The organism is Brachybacterium sp. AOP43-C2-M15, from assembly GCF_052446295.1.
Taxonomy (GTDB): Bacteria; Actinomycetota; Actinomycetes; order Actinomycetales; family Dermabacteraceae; genus Brachybacterium.
Window position 1 is genome coordinate 207,107 of sequence record NZ_JBQSWB010000009.1, and the last position, 20,230, is coordinate 227,336.

General features: G+C 72.4%; 20 protein-coding genes. 10 read left to right on the forward strand and 10 right to left on the reverse strand.

Annotated elements, in window-relative coordinates; all coding sequences use genetic code 11:
• Positions 1-394 precede the first annotated feature (394 nt).
• Together ACT3SP_RS12015 and ACT3SP_RS12020 are read left to right on the forward strand one after the other, a co-directional pair.
• Positions 395-2,200 (forward strand): ABC transporter ATP-binding protein, encoded by a 1,806-nt coding sequence (locus ACT3SP_RS12015; RefSeq protein WP_444587527.1) that lies wholly within the window; start codon positions 395-397, stop codon positions 2,198-2,200.
• A 3-nt stretch (positions 2,201-2,203) separates the two neighbouring features.
• Positions 2,204-2,893, forward strand: a complete 690-nt coding sequence (locus ACT3SP_RS12020; RefSeq protein WP_444587528.1) for a hypothetical protein — start codon at positions 2,204-2,206, stop codon at positions 2,891-2,893.
• An 88-nt stretch (positions 2,894-2,981) separates the two neighbouring features.
• Here the strand turns inward: ACT3SP_RS12020 and ACT3SP_RS12025 are convergent, their stop codons facing one another.
• From ACT3SP_RS12025 to ACT3SP_RS12055, 7 genes are all read right to left on the reverse strand, one after another.
• Positions 2,982-4,712, reverse strand: a complete 1,731-nt coding sequence (locus ACT3SP_RS12025; RefSeq protein WP_444587529.1) for an ABC transporter family substrate-binding protein — start codon at positions 4,710-4,712, stop codon at positions 2,982-2,984.
• 155 nt (positions 4,713-4,867) lie between these two features.
• Positions 4,868-5,830, reverse strand: coding sequence for an ABC transporter permease (locus ACT3SP_RS12030; RefSeq protein ID WP_444587530.1), 963 nt, complete (start codon positions 5,828-5,830; stop codon positions 4,868-4,870).
• A gap of 2 nt (positions 5,831-5,832) precedes the next feature.
• Positions 5,833-6,867: an ABC transporter permease gene (locus tag ACT3SP_RS12035; RefSeq protein WP_444587531.1), complete on the reverse strand. Its 1,035-nt coding sequence runs from the start codon at positions 6,865-6,867 to the stop codon at positions 5,833-5,835.
• Between the two features lie 231 nt (positions 6,868-7,098).
• The gene (locus ACT3SP_RS12040) at positions 7,099-7,596 is read right to left on the reverse strand and encodes a hypothetical protein (protein ID WP_444587532.1); all 498 of its coding nucleotides are present in this window, start codon (positions 7,594-7,596) and stop codon (positions 7,099-7,101) included.
• Positions 7,593-8,333, reverse strand: a complete 741-nt coding sequence (locus ACT3SP_RS12045) for a DUF4129 domain-containing protein (protein ID WP_444587533.1) — start codon at positions 8,331-8,333, stop codon at positions 7,593-7,595. The genes ACT3SP_RS12040 and ACT3SP_RS12045 overlap by 4 nt, the downstream gene beginning before the upstream one ends.
• Complete coding sequence (locus tag ACT3SP_RS12050; protein ID WP_444587534.1) at positions 8,330-9,598, reverse strand: THUMP-like domain-containing protein; 1,269 nt, start codon at positions 9,596-9,598, stop codon at positions 8,330-8,332. Before ACT3SP_RS12050 ends, ACT3SP_RS12045 begins: the two co-directional genes overlap by 4 nt.
• Before the next feature lie 43 nt (positions 9,599-9,641).
• Entirely contained in the window at positions 9,642-10,634 is a 993-nt protein-coding gene (locus ACT3SP_RS12055; RefSeq protein WP_444587535.1) for an NADP-dependent oxidoreductase, read from the reverse strand.
• A 128-nt stretch (positions 10,635-10,762) separates the two neighbouring features.
• Here ACT3SP_RS12055 and ACT3SP_RS12060 point away from each other — a divergent pair, with 128 nt between their 5' ends.
• On the forward strand, positions 10,763-12,013 hold the full coding sequence (locus ACT3SP_RS12060; protein WP_444587536.1) for a molybdopterin molybdotransferase MoeA: 1,251 nt from the start codon (positions 10,763-10,765) through the stop codon (positions 12,011-12,013).
• A gap of 57 nt (positions 12,014-12,070) precedes the next feature.
• On the opposite strand, the gene ACT3SP_RS12065 is transcribed toward ACT3SP_RS12060, so the two are convergent.
• Together ACT3SP_RS12065 and moaA are read right to left on the reverse strand one after the other, a co-directional pair.
• The gene (locus ACT3SP_RS12065; protein WP_444587537.1) at positions 12,071-12,352 is read right to left on the reverse strand and encodes a MoaD/ThiS family protein; all 282 of its coding nucleotides are present in this window, start codon (positions 12,350-12,352) and stop codon (positions 12,071-12,073) included.
• A gap of 11 nt (positions 12,353-12,363) precedes the next feature.
• A complete protein-coding gene (gene moaA / locus ACT3SP_RS12070) occupies positions 12,364-13,464 on the reverse strand; it encodes a GTP 3',8-cyclase MoaA (RefSeq protein ID WP_444587538.1) in 1,101 nt (366 codons plus the stop codon).
• Positions 13,465-13,741: 277 nt separating this feature from the next.
• On the opposite strand from moaA, the gene ACT3SP_RS12075 reads away from it, so the two are divergent.
• The 5 genes from ACT3SP_RS12075 (at position 13,742) to ACT3SP_RS12095 (ending at position 17,549) form a co-directional block, all read left to right on the forward strand.
• Positions 13,742-15,034: a molybdopterin molybdotransferase MoeA gene (locus ACT3SP_RS12075; protein ID WP_444587539.1), complete on the forward strand. Its 1,293-nt coding sequence runs from the start codon at positions 13,742-13,744 to the stop codon at positions 15,032-15,034.
• Positions 15,031-15,573 (forward strand): cyclic pyranopterin monophosphate synthase MoaC, encoded by a 543-nt coding sequence (moaC, locus tag ACT3SP_RS12080; RefSeq protein ID WP_444587540.1) that lies wholly within the window; start codon positions 15,031-15,033, stop codon positions 15,571-15,573. The genes ACT3SP_RS12075 and moaC overlap by 4 nt, the downstream gene beginning before the upstream one ends.
• A 5-nt stretch (positions 15,574-15,578) precedes the next feature.
• Complete coding sequence (locus ACT3SP_RS12085; RefSeq protein WP_444587548.1) at positions 15,579-16,118, forward strand: MogA/MoaB family molybdenum cofactor biosynthesis protein; 540 nt, start codon at positions 15,579-15,581, stop codon at positions 16,116-16,118.
• 98 nt (positions 16,119-16,216) lie between these two features.
• A complete protein-coding gene (locus ACT3SP_RS12090) occupies positions 16,217-16,654 on the forward strand; it encodes a molybdenum cofactor biosynthesis protein MoaE (protein ID WP_444587549.1) in 438 nt (145 codons plus the stop codon).
• Positions 16,655-16,694: 40 nt separating this feature from the next.
• Positions 16,695-17,549 carry a metallophosphoesterase family protein gene (locus tag ACT3SP_RS12095; RefSeq protein ID WP_444587541.1) on the forward strand — a complete coding sequence of 285 codons (855 nt, stop codon included), beginning with the start codon at positions 16,695-16,697 and terminating at the stop codon, positions 17,547-17,549.
• 1 nt (position 17,550) lies between these two features.
• On the opposite strand, the gene ACT3SP_RS12100 is transcribed toward ACT3SP_RS12095, so the two are convergent.
• A complete protein-coding gene (locus tag ACT3SP_RS12100) occupies positions 17,551-17,721 on the reverse strand; it encodes a hypothetical protein (protein ID WP_444587542.1) in 171 nt (56 codons plus the stop codon).
• A gap of 520 nt (positions 17,722-18,241) precedes the next feature.
• Between ACT3SP_RS12100 and groES the strand changes: the two genes are divergently transcribed.
• A complete protein-coding gene (gene groES, locus ACT3SP_RS12105; RefSeq protein WP_444587543.1) occupies positions 18,242-18,538 on the forward strand; it encodes a co-chaperone GroES in 297 nt (98 codons plus the stop codon).
• Positions 18,539-18,543: 5 nt separating this feature from the next.
• Positions 18,544-20,130, forward strand: coding sequence for a chaperonin GroEL (groL, locus tag ACT3SP_RS12110; RefSeq protein ID WP_444587544.1), 1,587 nt, complete (start codon positions 18,544-18,546; stop codon positions 20,128-20,130).
• The last annotated feature ends 100 nt before the right edge of the window (positions 20,131-20,230 follow it).

Consider the following 20,230-nt stretch of genomic DNA (forward strand, 5'->3'; position numbering starts at 1 on the left):
TCCTCGCCGGCGGCGAGCTCTCGGACGTCCGTGGCCGTCCTCGTCCCTGCAGGTCCTCGGACCGGCGCGGCGCGACGGCATGGGACGACCCTACGTGAGACGCGAGCCACATCAGCGGTGCTCCCGAGATCCGTGCCTCCGCGGTCCGCGCGCTGTGCGTCCCGCCCCCGCAGGTCCTGCGCACCGCGCTCCCCGCCCTCGGGGCAGATCACGGTTTGGCAATGATCGGGGGCGGTGCACGGGGTTCGACCCCCTGTCGCAGGGGAGGGGATATTCTGGCCGTCGTCCCGGGCCGGGAACGATCCGGGACCCGCGCACGTCGTCGTGCGCGGAGACGACGGCGTGCGCCGCAGGATGGAGTGCCCGCCACCCCCGACCGCCCAGAGGTAGGAACATGTCCGCACCGATCCTGACCGTCAGCGACCTCACCGTCACCTTCCCCTCGGAGGCGGGGACGGTCCGGGCCGTGCAGGATCTCAGCTACGAGGTCCGCCCCGGCGAGGCGCTCGCGATCGTGGGCGAGTCGGGATCGGGCAAGTCGGTCAGCTCCCTGGCCGTGATGGGTCTGCTGCCCGGCACCGCGACCATCACCGGCGGCATCGACTTCATGGGCCAGGACATGTTCGCCATGAACGACCGCCAGCTCTCGGCCCTGCGCGGCGACAAGATCTCGATGATCTTCCAGGACCCGCTGTCCGCGCTGACCCCCGTCTACACGATCGGCGACCAGATCGCCGAGGCCATCGAGCTCCACGACGGCTCGGTCTCGAAGCGCGCCGCCCAGGACCGCGCCGTGCAGCTGCTCGAGGCCGTGGGCATCCCGGACCCGAGGCGCCGCGCGAGGCAGTTCCCCCACGAGTTCTCCGGCGGCATGCGCCAGCGCGCCATGATCGCGATGGCGATCGCCAACGAGCCCGAGCTGATCATCGCCGACGAGCCCACCACGGCGCTCGACGTGACGATCCAGGCCCAGGTCCTGGAGCTGCTCAAGACCGCCCAGGAGATGGTCGACGCGGCCACCATCCTCATCACCCACGATCTCGGGGTCGTGGCGGGCTTCGCCGACCGGGTGCTGGTGATGGAGAAGTCCCTGCTGGTCGAGCAGGGCCCGGTGGACGACATCTTCTACCGCCCGCAAGAGGCCTACACCCAGAAGCTCCTCTCCGCCGTGCCGCGGGTGGACGGACAGGCCACGGCGGCCGAGCGCCTCGCGATCGATCGCGGCGAGATGGATCCGGGCGACGTCGCCGAGGTCGGCGGCACCGTCCCGGATGCGGTCACGAGCGAGACCGCGGACACCACGGCCGCCCCGAAGATCCTCGAGGTCGACGAGCTCGAGCGGATCTACCCGATCACCAAGGGGGCCGTGTTCCGTCGCAAGATAGGCGAGCAGCGCGCGGTCGACGGCATCTCCTTCGACATCCACGAGGGGGAGTGCTTCGCCCTGGTGGGGGAGTCCGGGTGCGGCAAGACCACCACGCTCATGGAGATCATGAAGCTCGAGACCCTGCAGGGCGGAGCGATCCGCTTCAACGGGATCGACACCTCGAAGCTCGGCAAGGAGGACCGCAGGAAGCTGCGGTCCGACATCTCGATCGTCTTCCAGGACCCGATGGCCTCGCTCGATCCGCGCCTGCCGATCTCCGACTCGCTGCGCGAGCCGATGCGCGTGCAGGGCTACTCGAACCGGACGATGGACGAGCGGATCGACTGGCTGCTGGACACCGTGGGTCTGCTGCCCGAGCACGCCGACCGCTATCCGCACGAGTTCTCGGGCGGCCAGCGCCAGCGGATCGGCGTGGCGCGCGCACTGGCCTGCGAGCCCAAGCTCATCGTCCTCGACGAGCCCACCTCCGCCCTCGACGTGACGATCCAGGCCGGGGTGCTCAGCCTCCTCGAGAAGCTCAAGAAGGAGCTCGCGGTGAGCTACCTGTTCGTCTCCCACGACCTCTCCGTGGTCCGCAACATCTCCGATCGCATCGCCGTGATGTACAAGGGGCGGATCGTCGAGGCGGGACGCACCGAGGACGTCTTCGACGATCCGCAGCACGAGTACACCCGGGCGCTGCTCTCCGCCGTCCCGATCCCGGACCCGGAGATCGAGCGCAGCCGCGACCGCATCTTCCTGGACCGCGACGCGCTCGACGCCCGGATCGCCTCGGGTGAGGTCACCGAGGTCACCGAGGCCGCGAGCGCCTGAGACGTGAGGCGACTGGGCCTGAGGCGCCGGCAGGACGGCACCACCCACATCCGGCCCGGCGGCGCTCTCGTGCTGTGCGCGCTGGTGTGGGTGCTTTGCGGTGCCACGACTCTGCAGGCCTTCTGGCTGCTCGGCGCCGACGGGTGGCGCTTCGCCGTGCTGCCCGCGGTGGTCTCCGCCGTGATCTGGGTGGTGCTGTGGGCCCCGCGCGTCATCGTGCGCGAGGACCTCATCGAGGTGCGCAACGTGCTGGTCACCCACCTGCTTCCCATGGGCGCCATCGCCCATCCGCGCCTGGGGGCGATGCTCCGCTTCGACCTGGTCCCGGCGGCACACGAGGAGACGACGGCGGTGGTCACCGCCTGGAACGCGCCCGGGGTGGGCCGTGACCGGCCGCGCGACCGGCTCTCGCGCTCGGATCCGCGCTCGGCCCACGGCTCCCCGACGGCGCGCGAGAACTGGGCGGAGCGCCTGCGACGCGACCAGCTGACGAGCCCGAGCCATGTCGCGGTGGCGGCCTGGGAGCGCTGGACGGCCCAGGACGCGCAGACGCGGGGGCGCGCGGGGCCGGCCGCGGAGGGCCTGCGCCCTGGTGAGACCGATGCCCCCTCCGCGGAGCGACGCCTGAACCGCTTCACGCTCGGGCTGCTCACCGCCTGTGTGCTCGCGGTGCTCGTGCGCGGCCTGATCTGAGTCGTCCCGGTCGACCCGGCGCCGAGCGCAGAAGGAGGGCCCGGCCACCGACGGTGACCGGGCCCTCCTGCGGTGAGGTCCTGGCGGATCAGGCCTTGAAGCCCACGGTGGTCCAGTCGATGGACTCGAACAGGGCCGCGCCGTAGTTCACGAGGCCCTCGGCGACACCGAAGATGTTCGGGGTCGCGTAGAACGGGATCACGCTGAAGGACTTCGCCACGATTCCGGAGAACTCGTTGGAGGCGGCCATCCGGGCGTCCGGATCGAGCTCGGTCTGCATGGTGCGGGCGAGATCGGCGACCTCGTCGTCCAGGTCCAGGCCGGTGTAGTTCTGGCCCGAGGTCGCCGGGTAGAACAGGTTCGCGGAGGACTGCTGCGGGAACAGCGTGCCGATCCACGAGAAGGTCACCAGCTGGAAGTCGCCCGTATCGATGTACTCGTCGAAGTAGGCGTCCGAGGGGACCGTCTCGAGCTCCACGGAGAAGCCCACGGCGTTGAGATCGTTCTGGATCTGCCGGGCGCGGTCGGAGTTCGACTTGGTGTCCGCGGGCACCGTGACCGAGAGGGTCAGCTGCTTGCCGTCCTTCTCGCGCACGTTGCCGTTGAGCTCCCAGCCGGCCTCGTCGAGCAGGGCGCCGGCGGCCTCGGCATCGTACTCGAGCGGCGCACCGGTGCCGGCCTCGAACGAGTCCTCGTAGCCGTCCTGACCGGGCATGAACACGTAGTTGTCGACGTTGACCACCGGGGCCTCGAGGGGCCCCACGACGGCCTGGCCCACCGCTTCGCGGTTGATGGCCCGGGCCAGGGCCTCGCGCACCTGGATGTCGGACAGGGGGTTGTCGTCCCCGGTGACGTTCATGGTGACGTGCGTCCAGGTGACGCCGTTGGTCTTCTGGATCACGGAGTCGGAGCGGCCCGACGCCTGCGAGTAGGTGTCGCCGTCCGCGATGGAGATCGAGTCGATCTCGCCGTTGGCGAAGGTCGAGGGCATCTGCGCCTGGCTGACCACCGAGAAGATGATGGTCTCGAGCCGGGGGGTCTGGCCCCACCAGTTCTCATTGCGCGTGAGGGTCACGACCTCGCCGGTCTGGTCGATGTTGTCGACCTTGAAGGGGCCGTAGGACGGGGTCGGGGTGGTGACGTAGCCCTCGTTGAAGTCCTCGGGATCCGCAGTGACCGACGTGGGCAGGCTGGGGTAGAGGTACTGGATCCAGTCGGGGAAGGTCGAGGAGTACTCGATCTCCCCGGTGAACTCGTCATCGGTCTGGCGGACGTCGGCGATGTCCTCCCAGCCCGTGGTGCTGGCGACCTGGAAGTCCTCGTTGCTGCCGTTGCAGGCCTTCCACATCGAGGCGAAGTCCTCGATCGTGATGGGCGAGCCGTCCTCCCACACGCCCTCGGGGTTGTACTTCACGGTGACGATCTGCGGATCCTCGCTCGTGATCTCCGCGGAGACGACCGTGTCGGGGTTGAGCACGGCCTCGCCGTCCTCGGCGGCCGTGTAGCTGCCCGGCCAGATCGGATCGAGGATGTCCGAGAGATCGGCGAGGGCGCCGTTGGTGTGGTAGTAGTTCCACGTGTTCGGCAGCTGGGACACGGCGAGGCGCAGCGTGCCGCCGTCCTCGACCTCGTCGTACTCCGCGCGCTCCCAGCCGGTGTTGGGCAGCTCCGAGGCCTCTTCCGCGGCCTGCTCGTTCTCCTCGGCGGCCTGGCTGGCCTGCTCCTCGGAGGACTGCTGGCCGCACGCGGCCAGGGCGCCGAGGCCGCCCACGACCGCGGAGCCCTGGAGGAACCGACGGCGGTTGCTCGTGATGGTCATGATTTTCTCCTTATGAGGTGAGACGCCGTCGTGGGAATGGACGGACGCTGTAGGCGCCGGGGGGACCGGCGGCGGATCTTCGGGGTAGGGAAGGAGCGGCGGTGCTCCTTCGGCGAGGGCGCTGCAGGTGCGCGCCGGGACAGGGGGAAGGGCGATCAGGCCCGGTCGGTGCCGCTGGTCGGATCGAGGGCGTCCCGCAGCGCATCGCCCACGAGGGCCACGGCGGTCAGCAGCGCCACGAGGAAGCCGGCGGGGAAGATGAACAGCCAGGGCCGGGAGACCGCCGCGGAGGTGCCGTCCTGCAGCAGCGTTCCCAGGGACACGTCCGGGGGCTGGATGCCCAGGCCGAAGTAGGACAGCGAGGTCTCGGCGAGGATCGCGGAGCACACGCCGAGCGTGGCGTCGACGATCAGCAGGGAGGACACGTTCGGGACGATGTGCCGGGTGAGGATCTTGAACGTCCCCACCCCGGAGAACCGGGCGGCGAGCACGAACTCCCGCTCGCGCAGCGACTTGGTCTGGTTCTTCACGATCTGGGACATGATCATCCAGCCGAACAGGGCGATGAACAGCACCAGGATGATCCAGGACATACTCGCCATGAGCGGCGAGATGATCATCAGGACGTAGAAGATCGGCAGGGTGAGCAGGAGGTTCACGAGCCAGCCGTGGAACATCTCCACCGGCCCGCCCAGGTAGCCGGCGAGCGCGCCCACCAGGGCGGCGATGATCGTCGCGACGGGAGCGGCGATGAAGCCGATCAGCAGGGACTTCCGCAGCGCCGCCGTGATCGAGGCGTAGAGGTCCACGCCGATCGCGTCCGCACCGAACCAGTGCTGGGCGCCGGGAGGGGCGTTGAAGCCGTAGGGGTCCTGCTGGCCCAGGGAGTACACGTTGGGGATGTTGCCGACGAGGGCGAACAGCACGATGGCGGCGGTGATGGAGGCACCGATCCAGAAGTTGGGCTTCCGCTTGAGCCGACGCCACACCAGGGTGTTGCGGGAGATAGGACGCTTGCGCGGTCCCTCGGCGGAGGCCTCGTCATGGATGCCCGTGTCGAGATCGACGAGGTCGGGCGCCTCGGGAGCGCCGGACGGCGGAGTGGACAGAGTCGACATCGTCAGATCCTCACCCTCGGGTCGAGCGCGGCGTACAGGAACTCGGAGAGCGTGGAGGCGAACAGCACCAGGATCGCGGAGAAGAGCACCGTCCCCGCGAGGGCGTTCACGTCCGACTGCTGCACGGCCTGGATGCCGTACTGGCCCATCCCCGCCCACGAGAACACGATCTCGAGGAAGGCGGAGCCGGAGACCAGGGTCCCGAAGTTGTACGCGAAGTAGGTGGACATCGGGATCAGCGCGACGCGCAGCCCGTGCTTGATGAGCGCTCGGGTGCGGGTCGAGCCCTTGGCGCGAGCGGTGCGGATGAAGTCCGAGCCCAGCACGTCGAGCATCACCGCGCGCTGGTACCGGGAGTACCCGGCCGCGCCGAACAGCGTCAGGGCGATCGTGGGTAGGAGCAGATGGGATATGTAGTCCCACAGGACGCCGAAGAAGCCCGTCGTCCCCGGCGTATAGGCCCCGGTGAAGCGGATGACCTGCCCGCCCAGCGCCTGGTTGAGCTTCGTGGCCGCGATCATCAGGAGCACGCCGCCGACGAAGGTCGGGGTCGAGATGAGGATGAAGGAGGCGTAGGAGATGGCCTGGTCGGAGGCCTTGTACTGGCGGACCGCGCCCCAGACGCCGAAGGCGACGCCGAGGAGGGCCGCGAGCAGCGAGCCGATGATCAGCAGGCGCAGGCTCACCCCGGAGCGGCCCAGCCAGCCCTGTTCCCAGAAGGTCAGCCACTGCGAGGGATCGCCCAGCATCTGGTGGACGACGGAGCGGTCGTTGAGGTCCGTCCCGAGCTTGTCCATGAACGGCGAGGTGAAGAAGTTCTCGATCCACCACCAGGTGCGCAGCAGCACCGGATCCTTGTCGTTCACGCCGTGCCCGCTGAGGATCGCGTCGATCGAGGCTTCATCGATGGGAGGGTTGCGGCCCAGGTAGCGGTTGCGCGGCTGGAAGAAGGAGCTCGCGGCGATGTAGGCGACGATCGTGGCGAGCCCCGTGAGGATCGCGTAGTTCACGAATCGGCGCAGGATGTACTTCGTCACCGGGCCGCTCCTTCAGCCCGCAGGCTCGTCGGCAGCACGCGTCCCGGGAGGATCTCACGCCCGAGAGAGGGACGCGGGAGGTCGGTCTGCTGCACTGGTGTACCTCATAAGGTCGAGTTCTCATGCCACGTCGGGCATGGTGCCGATCACTTCCTCGTGCGGTCGGACTCCTGCACTCTAGGACAGCCCGTGAGGACGGAGACACCTGTCCGTCACGTCATGACCGAATCGTTATTCTCCGGTCGCCGCGAGCTCTCGCAGATGTCGGTGCAGGGTGCGGCGATCGATGGGGCGCAGCGGCGAGGCCTCGGCGTCCGCCGTCGCGGCACGCTCGAGGAGGTCGGTGAGCTGCGGGCTCAGCGGCGGCGCCTGCGGGTCGCGGGCGCGTTCGTCGGCGATCTCGGCCAGCGTGCGGGCGAGCGACCGGGCGGTCATCCGCCGGTTCGGCTGGGCGCCGTGGATCATGTCCTCGAGGCGTCGCACCCGGATGTCCTGACCATGCGGCAGGGCGTAGTCCGCATCGAGGTCCAGGCGCGGACCGTCCAGGTGGTCGGCCCGTGCCGGGCGCCGTCGGACGGCCCACAGCGCGGTGCCGCTCGCGAGTCCCGCAGCCATCAGGATCGGCAGCGAGAGGCGCAGGTCGAACAGGGCGCACACGGCGACGACGACGCCGGCCAGGACGGCGCCGCCCAGCACGTGCACCAGCAGCGAGCGCTGGGGGCGGGTCATCGGGCGTCCTCGGTGAGCTGGGCGACGAGTCGATCGAGCTGCCGGTGCGCGTCCGTGCGGTCGCCCTCGGCGAGCGGGGAGTCGTCGAACAGGGCGCGGCGGTACAGGTGCGCGAGGCGATCGAGGGCGGTGCGGTCGAGGTCGAGGGCGCCCAGGACGGCGACGACGAACTCGAGAGTGGTCTGGGCCCGATCGCGCGGGACCCCCGCACGGGCGATCGCCTGCTCGAGGGCGAGCCAGGCCTCGATCACCGCGTCCTGGGCATCGACCCCTCGGGAGAGCCGTTCGCGGGCGTCGTCGAGGGCGGCGCGGGCCTGCTGCTCGGAGAGCTCCTCGTCGGCGATCTCGGCGGCCTCCTCGAGCGGCGGGCGCGCGAGGGCCCGCAGGCGCCGGATCAGCACGCCCACGGCGACCAGGATGACGACGGCGAGGATCACCAGGACGATCCTGAGGGCGGTGCTCGGCGCCTCACTGCTCGGTTCCGACGGCGGCACCGTGTAGACGTCCCAGTCGGGCTCGCTGTACCCCTCCTCGTCCTCGAACTCCGCCAGCGTGCGCTGACCCGCCTCGCCCACGAAGACCGCGACGGTCCCGCGCTGCGCGGAGGCCCCGAGGGCCACCAGCGCGAATGCGGCGAGCGCGAGGACCACCAGCAGAGCGACCACGCTGCGTCGGGAGCTCCCGCCGCCGGCGGCGGTCGCGGGGCCCCCGCTCCCCTCCGGCACCGGCGGGGTCATCCCGCGCCCCCGACCGCCGGGGACCGGTGCGGCGAGGCGATGATCACCGACTGCTCGCCGTCGATCCGCGTGAGGATCAGCGTGGCGGACTCCTCGCCGAAGCGGCGCGGTCGCAGTCTGCGCCGCAGCTCCTCGGGCTCGACCGCGGTCCCTCGCTTCTTGATCTCGAGCACGCCCAGACGGTGCTCGCGCAGGTAGGAGGTCAGCCGCTTGATCCCGAAGGGCATCACGTCCCGGACCGCGTAGCCGCGGGCGAAGGGGGTCCCGACGCGGAGGTCCGAGGTCAGGTAGGCGATCGTGGGATCGAGGGTGTGCGCGGCGAGGTCCGCGGCGAGGCGGCCGATCAGACCCGCCCGGATCACGGCGCCGTCGGGCTCGTAGAGGTGCTCGCCGAGCGGACCCGGCTCCGGGTCGGCGCGGCCCTCGTGACCGCGGGTCAGCCGGTGGTCGCCGTCCCGGTCGACGACGAGCGCGGAGGAGGAGACCCCGTCGGTCGCCAACGGGCCGCACCACAGGACCGCCTCGAGCACCTTCCCGTGCCAGGAGAGCCACTGCACCTCCGCCTCCGCGGGCAGCAGCTCGCGGTCCACCGCGGGGCCGAGCTTCGCGCCCAGGGGCCCCGGAGCCCCGTCGGTCCCGAGCCGGCGGGCCAGGTCGAGCACGGTCGACAGCGGCGGTGCGTACTCCTGCGGATCGTGCACCCGTCGCGACCCGGAGCGGGAGGAGGCCCGCCGCGCCGGGTCCATCCAGAGGCCCTCGGTCGAGCGCGGATCGTGGTCCTCGGCGCTGCCCAGGCGGACCTCCGCGCCGGGGAAGGGGCGGAGGTTCACGATCGCGACGGCGACGGCCACCGGGTCGCGGTCCACGGCCTGCACGTCGAGGCCGAGCCCCGCCAGCGCCATGGCGTCGCCGCCGATGCCGCAGCCCAGGTCCGTCACGGAGGAGAGGCCGGCGCGGCGGAAGCGCTGGGCGTGCAGGGCGGCCACCGGAAGCCGCGTGGCCTGCTCGAGTCCGTCCGGGGTGAAGAGCATGGAGTCCGCGAACTCGCCGAACTTGTCCCGGGCACGGGCGCGCAGACGGGACTGCGTGAGCACCGCGGAGACCAGCTCGGGGGAGTGGCCGGCCTCGCGCAGGGAGGCGCCTCGGCGCAGCGCGTCGGCCTCGGAGTAGGGGGGCAGGGAGTCCAGCAGTGCGAGGCCCCCCGGGTGGAGCACCGGCTCGACCGCCCGGGCGGCGGCGGTGTCGTCTCTCAGCGGTGCGGGCATGCCCGCGAGACTACCCGCTGCGCCGCCGCCGGGCCCGGCGGGATCAGGGCCGCACGTCGACGACGAGCTTGCCGCGGGTGTGCCCGTCCTCGAGCAGGCGGTGCGCCTCGGCGATCTGCTCGAGGGGCAGCACCCGGGAGGTCTCGAGCGGATAGGCGCCCGAGCGCATGCCCTGGACCAGGCGGTCCAGGCGGTCGCGTCCGGTGACGATGCGGGTGATGCGCGCGGTGATGCCGCGCTCCTGCGCGGGGGTGAGGTCCGCGAGCGAGGGGAGGACCACGATCATGCCCTCGCCGTCCGCGCGCAGCACGTCGAGGCTCGGCAGGAAGGTCGAGAAGTAGCGGGTGTCCAGGACGACGTCGACGCCCTCGCCGCCCGTGGCCTCCCGGACGGCCTGCTGCCAGTCGACCTGGTCGTACGCGATCGGCTCGGCGCCGAGCTCGCGGATCCGCTCCGCGTTGGCGGCGCGCCCGGTGGCCCAGACGTGGGAGGCTCCCGCCTCGCGCGCCATCGGGATCAGCAGCTGCCCCACGCCGCCGCTGCCGCCGTGGATCAGCACGCTGCTGCCCTCGCGGAGCTCGGCCGCGTCGTGCACGGTCGCGATCGCCGTGAGACCGGCCAGGGCGAGACCGGCCCAGCGGGGGAGGTCCTCCTCGGTGACCTCGTCGGGGACCGGGGCGAGGTCGTCGGCGGCGATCGCGATGACCTCGGCGGCGACGCCGCGACGGTCGGTGGGGCGGCGCATGCCGAACACGCGCGTGCCCGGTGCGACGCCGCGCGAGGCGAGCTCGGCGGTGTCGAGATCCGGCCCGGCGCCGATCACGGTGCCGGTGAGCTCGCGGCCCGTCCCGGCGGGGAGGGAGAGGTCCGCGGCCATGCCGGAGGAGCCGTCGCGGATCTTGTAGTCCAGGGGGTTGAGCCCCGCGTAGGCCACCTCGACGAGGACCTCGCCCTCGGCGGGCTCGGGGCGCGGGGAGTCGGTGTGGAGGGTCAGGACGTCGGGGCCGCCGAAGCGGTCGAAGAGGATCTCGCGCATGTCTCCATGATGCACCCCGACGCAGACCTTCGGCGGAGCGGTCGTCCCGCCGGGTGCGGACCGGGCGTGGGATCATCGAGGCGATGCCCGCCCCGTGCTCGGGGCGGGGGATGCCGGCGAGGAGGACGATGAGCACGCACCCCGACCCGTGGTGGTGGAGGGAGCTGGTCGCCCGCGAGATCCGCCTCGTCCCCCCGGTGCTCGAGGTGCCGGTGCGCGCGGCGGCAGGTCGCCTGCTGGGTGCGGCGGTGCGCAGTCCGGAGGACGCCCCTGCGCTCGCGGTCTCGGCGATGGACGGCTTCGCGGTGCGGCGCGAGGATCTCGTCGCCGATGCCCCGACCCGTCTCCCGGTCGCGATGGACGTGCCCGCCCGCGCCGGTGCGGTGCCCGCGCTCGCCGCGGGAACGGCTGCCCGCATCATGACCGGCGCCCCCCTGCCCGTCGGCGCCGACCTGGTCGTCGAGGTGGAGGCCACCGATGCCGAGCCGCGTGGCCCGGTCCCCGCGGAGGTCGTGCTCGCGCCCGGTGCCCTGCCGACCCGTCGGCGCCACGTGCGCGATCGCGGGGAGGAGGTCGCCCGCGGCGACCTGCTGGCGCAGGCGGGGGACCGGGTGGGCGCGGGCCTGGTCGGGCTCGCCTGCACCCTGGGCCTGGAGACCCTCCCCGTGCTCGGCGCGCCGCGGGTGGGGATCGTCGCCACGGGGGACGAGCTGGTGGGCTCCGCGGCGGGCAGGGCAGGCGGCGACGGCGTGCCCGGGGCGGTGCGCGAGTCGAACGGGCGGATGCTCGCCGCGGCGCTCGAGGCCGAGGGCTGTGCCGTGGAGGTCCTCCGCAGCGGGGACGATCCCGCCCAGCTGGAGGAGGTGCTCGACGAGGCCGCCGCCGACGCGGACCTCGTGCTCACCACCGGGGGCATCGGACACGGCGCCTACGACGTGGTCAAGGAGCTGCTGGGCCCGCACGGGAGGGACAGCTCGCGCTTCGCCCACCTCGCACTGCGCCCCGGCGGGCCGCAGGGGCTGGGGGTCCTCGGCGGCGGTGCTCCCGGCGGCAGGGTCCCCGTCGTCCACCTGCCCGGCACGCCCGTCGGTGCGCTGGTCGGCCTGCATCTCTTCGTCCGGCCCCTGCTGCCGGGCGCCGATGCCGCCCCGCGGCGGATGCTCCTGGAGGACCCACGCGGCCGCATCGAGCGCAGCCGTTCCCGGGACGGTCTCGTCGTCGAGCCGGCGCGCACCGCGCTCGGCCCCGACGGCTCCGTCCGTGCCGCCCTCCTGGACGGGCGCCGCCTCGCCCCCTACGGACGGGCGGACCTCCTGGTGCTGGGCGGCCGGGCCGCGGGGACCGAGCAGCCGGGCACGGCGCTCGTGGTGCCCCTGTGACGGGGCAGGTGTTCGCGGCGCTCTCGCACGGCGGCGTCGCGCCGAGCGCGCCTCGGCTCAGCCCCCCGCGAAGGGCGGCAGCACGTCCACGCGGTCGCCCTCGGTCAGCACCCGGTCGTGCTCGGTGCAGGCGACGGCGTTGACCAGCAGGCTCGAGCGGTCGATCACGCGGGCCGCCTCCGCGGAGGCGCCGCCGCGCAGCTGATCGACCGCCGCGCCGAGGGTGGCGGCGCGCACGGTGGCGGTGTCGGCCCCGTAGGCCGCCGCGGCCCCCGCGAACAGGTGCACCTCGATCCGGGGCACGGTGCTCGACCCCTGGGGGCGGTCGATGTCGGTCATCCCGTCCTCCCTCAGCCGCCGATGGCGCTCATCGGTCGCTCGGGCTGCACGAAGTCCCCGCGATCCATGCCGTGGCCGGCCTTCTTGCCCCACTGGGCGGCGCGCCAGATCTCGGCGATCGCCTCGTCGTCGGCCCCCGAGCGCAGCGCGCCGCGCAGGTCCGTCTCCTCCCGGGAGAACAGACAGGTGCGCACGCGCCCCTCGGCCGTCAGGCGCGTGCGGCGGCAGTCCGCGCAGAAGGGCCGGGTGACCGAGGCGATGATCCCCACCCGGCCGCGATGGCGGCCGGTGGCGCGGTCGGCGACCTCGAACAGCTCGGCCGGTGCGCCGTCGCGGGCCTCGGCCACCGGGGTCAGCACCATGCGGTCGCGGAGCATCTCGTGGACGTCCCCGGCGGTGATCATCGTGCCGCGCTCCCAGAGGTGGTCGGCGTCCAGCGGCATCTGCTCGATCACCCGCAGCTGGAGGCCCCGCTCCAGGCACCAGTCCAGCAGGTCGGGCAGCTCATGGTCGTTGACGCCCGGCAGCAGCACCGCGTTGACCTTGATCGGGTCCAGGCCCGCCGCCAGGGCGCCGTCGACGCCGGCCAGCACCCGATGCAGGAGCGGTCGCCGGCTGAGCCGTTCGAAGGTCTCGGAGACCACCGTGTCCAGGGAGACGTTGATCCGGTCCAGCCCTGCCGCGCGCAGCGGCGCCGCACGATGGTCCAGGCCGATCGCGTTGGTGGTCAGGGAGATGTCCGGGCGCGGCTCGAGGGCGGCGACGCCGGCGATGATCTCCTCGAGATCCGGGCGGGTCAGCGGCTCCCCGCCGGTGAAGCGCACCTGCTCGATGCCCAGCTTCTCCACCCCGATGCGCACCAGGCGCACCACCTCGTCCACGCTCAGCAGCTGATCCTTCCCCAGGAAGGTCAGCCCCGAGGCGGGCATGCAGTAGGTGCAGCGCAGATTGCAGAAGTCGGTGAGGGACAGGCGCAGGTCGGTCGCCTCGCGGCCGAAGCGGTCGGCGAGGGCGGGCGTGAGGGGACGATCCGAGGTGTCCGGGAGCGCGGTCGCCGTCTCGTCGGTCCTGCGCGGCGTCGGCATCCCCAGGGAGATGCGGCGCGATGCCATCTGCTCACCTTCTTCCGCTGCGACCCGGTCGGGACCGGGGTGCCCCCAGGATAGGCGCGCGCCGACGGTGGTGGCGCGGTCCATGGCCGTCAGCGACCGATCGGTCCCTCGGCGGCGCCGGCGCCGTGCTCCCTCGACGTGCGGCGCGCCATACTGGGGAGGCGCCGGAACCGGGGCGCAGGAGCAGCCGACCGGCTCGATGACAGCCGACCGGCTCGATGACAGCCGACCGGCTCGATGAGAGCGGACCAGCACGGCGGACAGGAGCGAGTGCGAGATGTCGGGAGCCCAGCGGATCCCCCTGACCGAGCACGTGGCGGACGCCGTCGCGCTGCTCGGCGCCGTGCGGCGCAGCGAGCCGGTGCCCCTGGACGGGCGGGCCGTCGGACGAGCGGCCGTCGCCGAGCTGCGCGCTCGCGTGGACGTGCCCGGGCACGACAACTCGCAGATGGACGGCTTCGCGGTCGCCGCAGCGGATCTCGCCGGGGACGGCGAGCCGGTGACGCTGCCGCGCGGGGAGCTGATCGCCGCGGGGGACGCCCCCTCCGCCCTCCTCCGCGGGACCGCGCGTCCGATCATGACCGGAGCCCCGATCCCGGACGGCGCGGAGCTGGTGATCCCGGTCGAGGAGAGCGCCCAGGGACGATTCGACGCCTCCGATGCCGAGCGCGGCGCGGGGGGCGCCGAGGACGGCGCAGCGGCCCGGACCGTCACCCTCACCCCGGTCTCCGCCGCGGCCGGGAGATTCGTGCGCACCCGCGGCTCGGACACTCGGCACGGCGACACCGTGCTGCGCGAGGGTCGTCGGCTCACCCCGGCGCGGATCGCCCATCTGGCGGCCTGCGGCGTGCGGGAGGTCGAGGTCGAGGCGCCGCTGCGCACGATCGTGCTGTCCACCGGCTCCGAGGTCCGCGCCCCGGCGGAAGCGGCCCCGGATCCCGGCGCCCTCTTCGACGCCAACGGACCGGGACTGGCCGCAGCGCTCACCGAGGCGGGTGCCGAGGTGTCGCACGTCGGCGCCGTGCCGGACGACGCCGACGCCCTGCTCGAAACCCTGCGCGCCCAGATCCTCGCCCAGGACGCCGACCTCGTCGTCACCAGCGGCGGGGTGAGCATGGGAGCGCTCGAGGTGGTGCGCCGTGCCGCCGAGGGTGACGGCGTGACCCTCGCCTTCCCGACGATCGCCCTGCAGCCCGGCGGCCCGCAGGGGATCGGCACGGTGGAGGTCGAGGGGCGACGGGTCCCCTGGCTCGCCTTCCCCGGCAACCCGGTCTCCGCCCTGCTCAGCTGCGAGCTGATCGCCCGCCCCGCGCTCGGGGCACCCGCCCGGCGGCGCCTGCGCCTGCCCCTGCAGCTGGAGGGCGAGGAGACCTCGCCGCCGACCCTCGAGCAGTACCGCCGGGCACGGGTGCTGCCCTCGGGACGTGTGCGCCTGGTGGGCGGGCCCTCCTCGCATCTGATCGGCGGATACGCCGCCGCCGATGCCCTGGCGATCGTCCCGATCGGTACGGGGTCCGTGCAGGACGGCGACGTGCTCGAGACACTGCTGATCCCCGGAGGAGACTCATGAACGACGCCGCGGACGACGCCCCCGGCGGGCTGTCCCATGTGCGGGCCGACGGCTCCGCCCACATGGTCGACGTCACCGACAAGCCCGTCACCGCCCGTGAGGCGAGTGCCCGCGCGGTGCTGCGCACCCGGCCCGACGTCATCGACCGCATCGCGAGCGGCGACCTGCCCAAGGGGGAGGCGCTGGCCACCGCCAGGATCGCCGGGATCATGGGCGCCAAGCGCACCCCCGAGCTGATCCCTCTGTGCCACCCGCTGCCCCTCAGCGGGGTCGAGCTCGACCTCGACGCCCGGGAGGACCGCGTCGAGATCACCGCGCGGGTGCGCACCACCGGGGTCACGGGCGTCGAGATGGAGGCGCTGACCGCCGCCGCCGTCGCCGCGCTGACCGTGTACGACATGATCAAGGCCGTCGACCATCTGGCGAGCATCGAGGGCATCGAGGTGCTCGCGAAGTCCGGCGGCAGGAGCGGCGACTGGCGCCGCGACGACCAGCACGATCACGACCACGATCACGACCAGGGGGAGGAGCCGCGGTGAAGGAGATGCCCGCACGGCGCACCGATGCGGACTGCACGGCGCGCGAGGAGGGAGCCGCGCCTCCCGCCCTCGTCGGGTCCGCACGGGTGGTCATCGCCTCGACCCGCGCGGCCGACGGCACCTACGAGGACCGCACCGGGCCGCTCCTGGTCCAGTGGCTGCGGACGCGAGGTCTCGATCCGGTGGAGCGGCACGTGGTCGCCGACGGCCCCGAGGTCGGCCGGGCGCTCGCCGCCGCGGTCGACGAGGAGATCGACGTCGTGATCAGCTCCGGGGGCACCGGCATCGGCCCCACCGACGTCACCCCCGAGCAGACCGCCCCGCTGATCGAGCGCGCGATGCCCGGCGTGCTCGAGGCGGTCCGCCGTCTCGGCGCCGAGAAGGCCCCCACCGCCCTGCTCAGCCGCGGGGTCGCCGGCATGGCAGGGCGGAGCTTCGTGGTGAACCTGCCCGGCTCCCGCGGCGGCGTGCGGGACGGGATCGCGGTGCTCGATCCGATCCTCGACCATCTTCTGGACCAGCGCGACGGAGGGGACCACGCATGAGCCCGAAGGCAGGGACGGCGGGGACCGCGGCAGGCACGTCGGCGGGGACCACGGCCGGGACGGCGGCCGGGACCCTGCGAGTGGCCGGCGACCCCGGCATGGGGTCCGTGGCGGACCGCGTGCGGGGCGCCGACATCACCGAGGCGCCGCTGGACCTCGCGGCGACGATCCGAGCGGTCTCCGATCCGCGCTGCGGCGCCGTGGTCACCTTCGACGGCGTGGTCCGCGATCACGACGGCGGCCGCGGGGTGGAGCGGCTCGAGTACACGGCGCACCCGTCGGCCCAGGAGGCGATCACCGCAGTGGCCCGCGAGATCGCCGAGGGTTTCCCGGACACCCTGGTCGCCGTCGCGCACCGCCACGGTCCGCTGGGGATCGGCGACTCGGCGCTGGTCTGCGCCGTCGCCGCCCCGCACCGCAAGCAGGCCTTCGCGGCCTGCGACGAGCTCGTGGACACCGTCAAGCGGCGGGTGCCGATCTGGAAGCACCAGGTCTTCGAGGGCGGGGACTCCGAATGGGTCGGTGCGCTGGGCTGAGCGTCACCTCCCGGCCATCTCGGGTGACTACGGTGCTCCCATGCGCATCCTCCACCTGAGCGACACCCATCTGTTCGGCGATCCCGCCGCCCGCCACTACGACCGCATTGACACCGCCGCCGCGCTGCGCGGACTGCTCGCGCGCCTCGAGGGCCTGGACGCGATCGACGCCGTCGTCCACACCGGGGACGCCTCCGAGGACGGCACCGCCGAGAGCTATCGGCTCCTGCACGAGATCCTCGACCCCTTCGCGGCGGAGCTCGGTGCGCCGCTGGTGGTGGTCATGGGAAATCATGACGTCTCGGCCGTCTACTCGGAGAGCATCGCCCCCGGCCAGCGGACCGCGGCCCGGCAGGACCGGGTGGTGTCCCTGCCCGGCGGGGACCGGGTGGTGGTGCTCGACTCGAGCGTCCCCGGTGCCGGCTACGGGCATCTCGAGCCCGATCAGCTGCGCTGGCTGCGCGAGGTGCTGGCAGCGCCTGCGGCCGGCGAGACCGTGCTCGCGATCCACCATCCGCCGCTGGTCGGTGCGACCGCGCTGCTGCGCGGTCTGGACCTGGACGGCCTCGACGCGCTGGCCGCGGAGCTGGCGGGGTCCTCGGTGCGGATCGTCCTCGCCGGGCACTACCACCACGAGATGAGCGGGGCGATCGGAGGCGTCCCGGTGCACGTCGCCCCCGGCGTCACCAACGTCGTCGACCCGCTCGGCGCGGGCGCCGACGAGCAGGCGCTCGCCCTGTCCGGGGTGAGCGTGGTCGAGATCGACGAGGGAGCGCCGCGCGTGGTCAGCTCCGTGCTCCCGAACGCCGGGGACGCCCTGGAGGACATCGGGCGGCCCGTCTATCGCTTCGATCCCGCGCAGGTCGCCCGGATCCTCGAGGTCGCCGGGCGGTGACTCAGCGCCCGAGGCCGACCGGGCCGATCCCCTGGCTGTGGCGGGAGCGCATGATGGCGGCATGATCCGCGCCGCGACGGAGCTCCGGGGACGAGCTCCGCTCGACGTCCTGGCCCTGCAGGCGGTCGGCAAGGCCGGAGAGCGCGCGGTTGACGGTGCGGAAGAACTGCATGGGGGATCCCCTTCGGCTCGGAGAGACGTGATCGGCCGGAGCCCTGGATCGCAGGAGCGGCGGCGTCATCGATACCTCTTTTGTACCGTGCGCGCATGGACGGCGGAATCCTCCGGCATGCACAAGTTGCCAGGTTCACAAGAAGTGTGTGACCTGGGGCGCTCGGGGCCGACCGCGGAGGAGGTGCGCCGTGCTCGAGCGGGTGCCGACGGCCCCGTTCCTGCTCGAGGCGGGCGCGGCGCCCGGGGGTCTCGGTGGGGTGAGAGGGGGGAGCCCCCGGGGGCGTCACCCCGGCCCGGGGCGCGGATCGCCGGGGTCGTCGCCGCCCCCGATTTAGCACTCGTCTTGCATGAGTGCCAGCGGAGGTCCTAGAGTTGGCGCCGTTGGCAGTCGACGGCCGAGAGTGCCAGAGACTGCCGCAGAGGGATCTTCCCCGGTCGGCACCGCGACGACGATCGGGAACGGATCCCACCACCCAAGAACTCAAGCAGAGTCAACTCTTCATGAAGGAGTGAGCCGCATGTCGGTCTCCATCAAGCCCCTCGAGGATCGTGTCGTCGTCAAGCCGCTCGAGGCCGAGCAGACCACGGCCTCCGGTCTGGTCATCCCGGACACCGCGAAGGAGAAGCCCCAGGAGGGCGAGGTCGTCGCCGTCGGCGCCGGCCGTTTCGACGACAAGGGCGAGCGCGTCCCCATGGACGTCACGGTCGGTGACAAGGTCGTCTTCTCGAAGTACGGCGGCACCGAGCTGAAGTACGGCAACGAGGAGTTCCTCGTCCTGGGCGCTCGCGACATCCTCGCGATCATCGAGGCCTGAGCCCTATGGCGAAGGAGATCCTGTACAACGAGGAGGCGCGTCGCGCCCTCGAGCGGGGCGTCGACAAGCTCGCGAACACCGTCAAGGTGACGCTCGGCCCCAAGGGCCGCAACGTCGTCCTCGACAAGAAGTGGGGCGCCCCCACCATCACCAACGACGGCGTGACCATCGCCCGTGAGATCGAGCTCGAGGATCCGTACGAGAACCTCGGCGCGCAGCTCACCAAGGAGGTCGCGACCAAGACCAACGACGTGGCCGGCGACGGCACCACCACCGCCACCGTCCTCGCCCAGGCCATCGTGCACGAGGGCCTGCGCAACGTCGCCTCCGGCGCGGCGCCGTCCGCGCTGAAGCGCGGCATCGAGAAGGCCGTGGACGCCCTCTCCGAGAAGCTCGGCGAGATCGCCACCCCGGTCGACGGCAAGGCGCAGATCGCCTCGGTCGCCTCGGTGTCCAGCCAGGACCGCGAGATCGGCGATCTGCTCGCCGAGGCCTTCGACAAGGTCGGCAAGGACGGCGTCATCACCGTGGAGGAGTCCTCCACCACGGCGATGGAGCTGGACTTCACCGAGGGCATGCAGTTCGACAAGGGCTACATCTCCCCGCACTTCGTCACCGACGCGGACCGCCAGGAGACCGTCCTCGAGGACGCGCAGGTGCTGCTGCACCAGGGCAAGATCTCGGCCGTGGCCGACATCCTCCCGCTGCTGGAGAAGGTCGTCGAGGGCGGCAAGCCGCTGTTCGTGATCGCCGAGGACGTCGACGGCGAGGCCCTGTCCACGCTGGTCGTCAACAAGATCCGCGGCACCTTCAAGGGCGCTGCCGTCAAGGCTCCCGCGTTCGGCGATCGCCGCAAGGCGATGCTGCAGGACATCGCGGTGCTCACCGGTGCGCAGGTCGTCACCTCCGACCTCGGTCTGGACCTCAAGACCGTCGGCGCCGAGGTGCTCGGCCACGCGGGCCGCGTCGTCATCACCAAGGACTCCACCACCATCGTGGGCGGCGCCGGTGACGATCAGGCCGTGACCGACCGCGTCGCGCAGATCCGCGGCGAGATCGAGAACACCGACTCGGACTGGGATCGCGAGAAGCTCCAGGAGCGCCTCGCGAAGCTGGCCGGCGGCGTGTCCGTGATCAAGGTCGGGGCTCACACCGAGGTGGAGCTCAAGGAGAAGAAGATGCGCATCGAGGACGCGGTCTCCGCGACCCGCGCTGCCATCGAGGAGGGCATCGTGGCCGGTGGCGGCAGCGCCATCGTCCAGGCGTCCTCGATCCTCGAGGGAGACCTCGGGCTCTCCGGTGACGAGGCCGTCGGCGTGCGCGCCGTGGCACGGGCGGTCGTCGAGCCGCTGCGCTGGATCGCCGAGAACGCCGGCCTCGAGGGCTTCGTCGTGGTCGAGAAGGTCAAGGAGGCTCAGGTCGGCACCGGCCTGAACGCCGCGACCGGCGAGTACGTCGACCTCGTCTCCGCAGGCATCATCGACCCGGTCAAGGTCACGCGCAGCGCCCTGCGCAACGCGTCCTCGATCGCCGGCATGGTCCTGACCACCGAGACCCTCGTCATCGAGAAGAAGGACGAGGACGAGGACTGATCGATCGGTCGGATCGAGACTGATCGACGAACGGTGACAGCCGACGGCTGATCGCGTCCGCAGCGGGCGGGGGGGGGGGGGGGGGGCGGGGCCCCCCCCC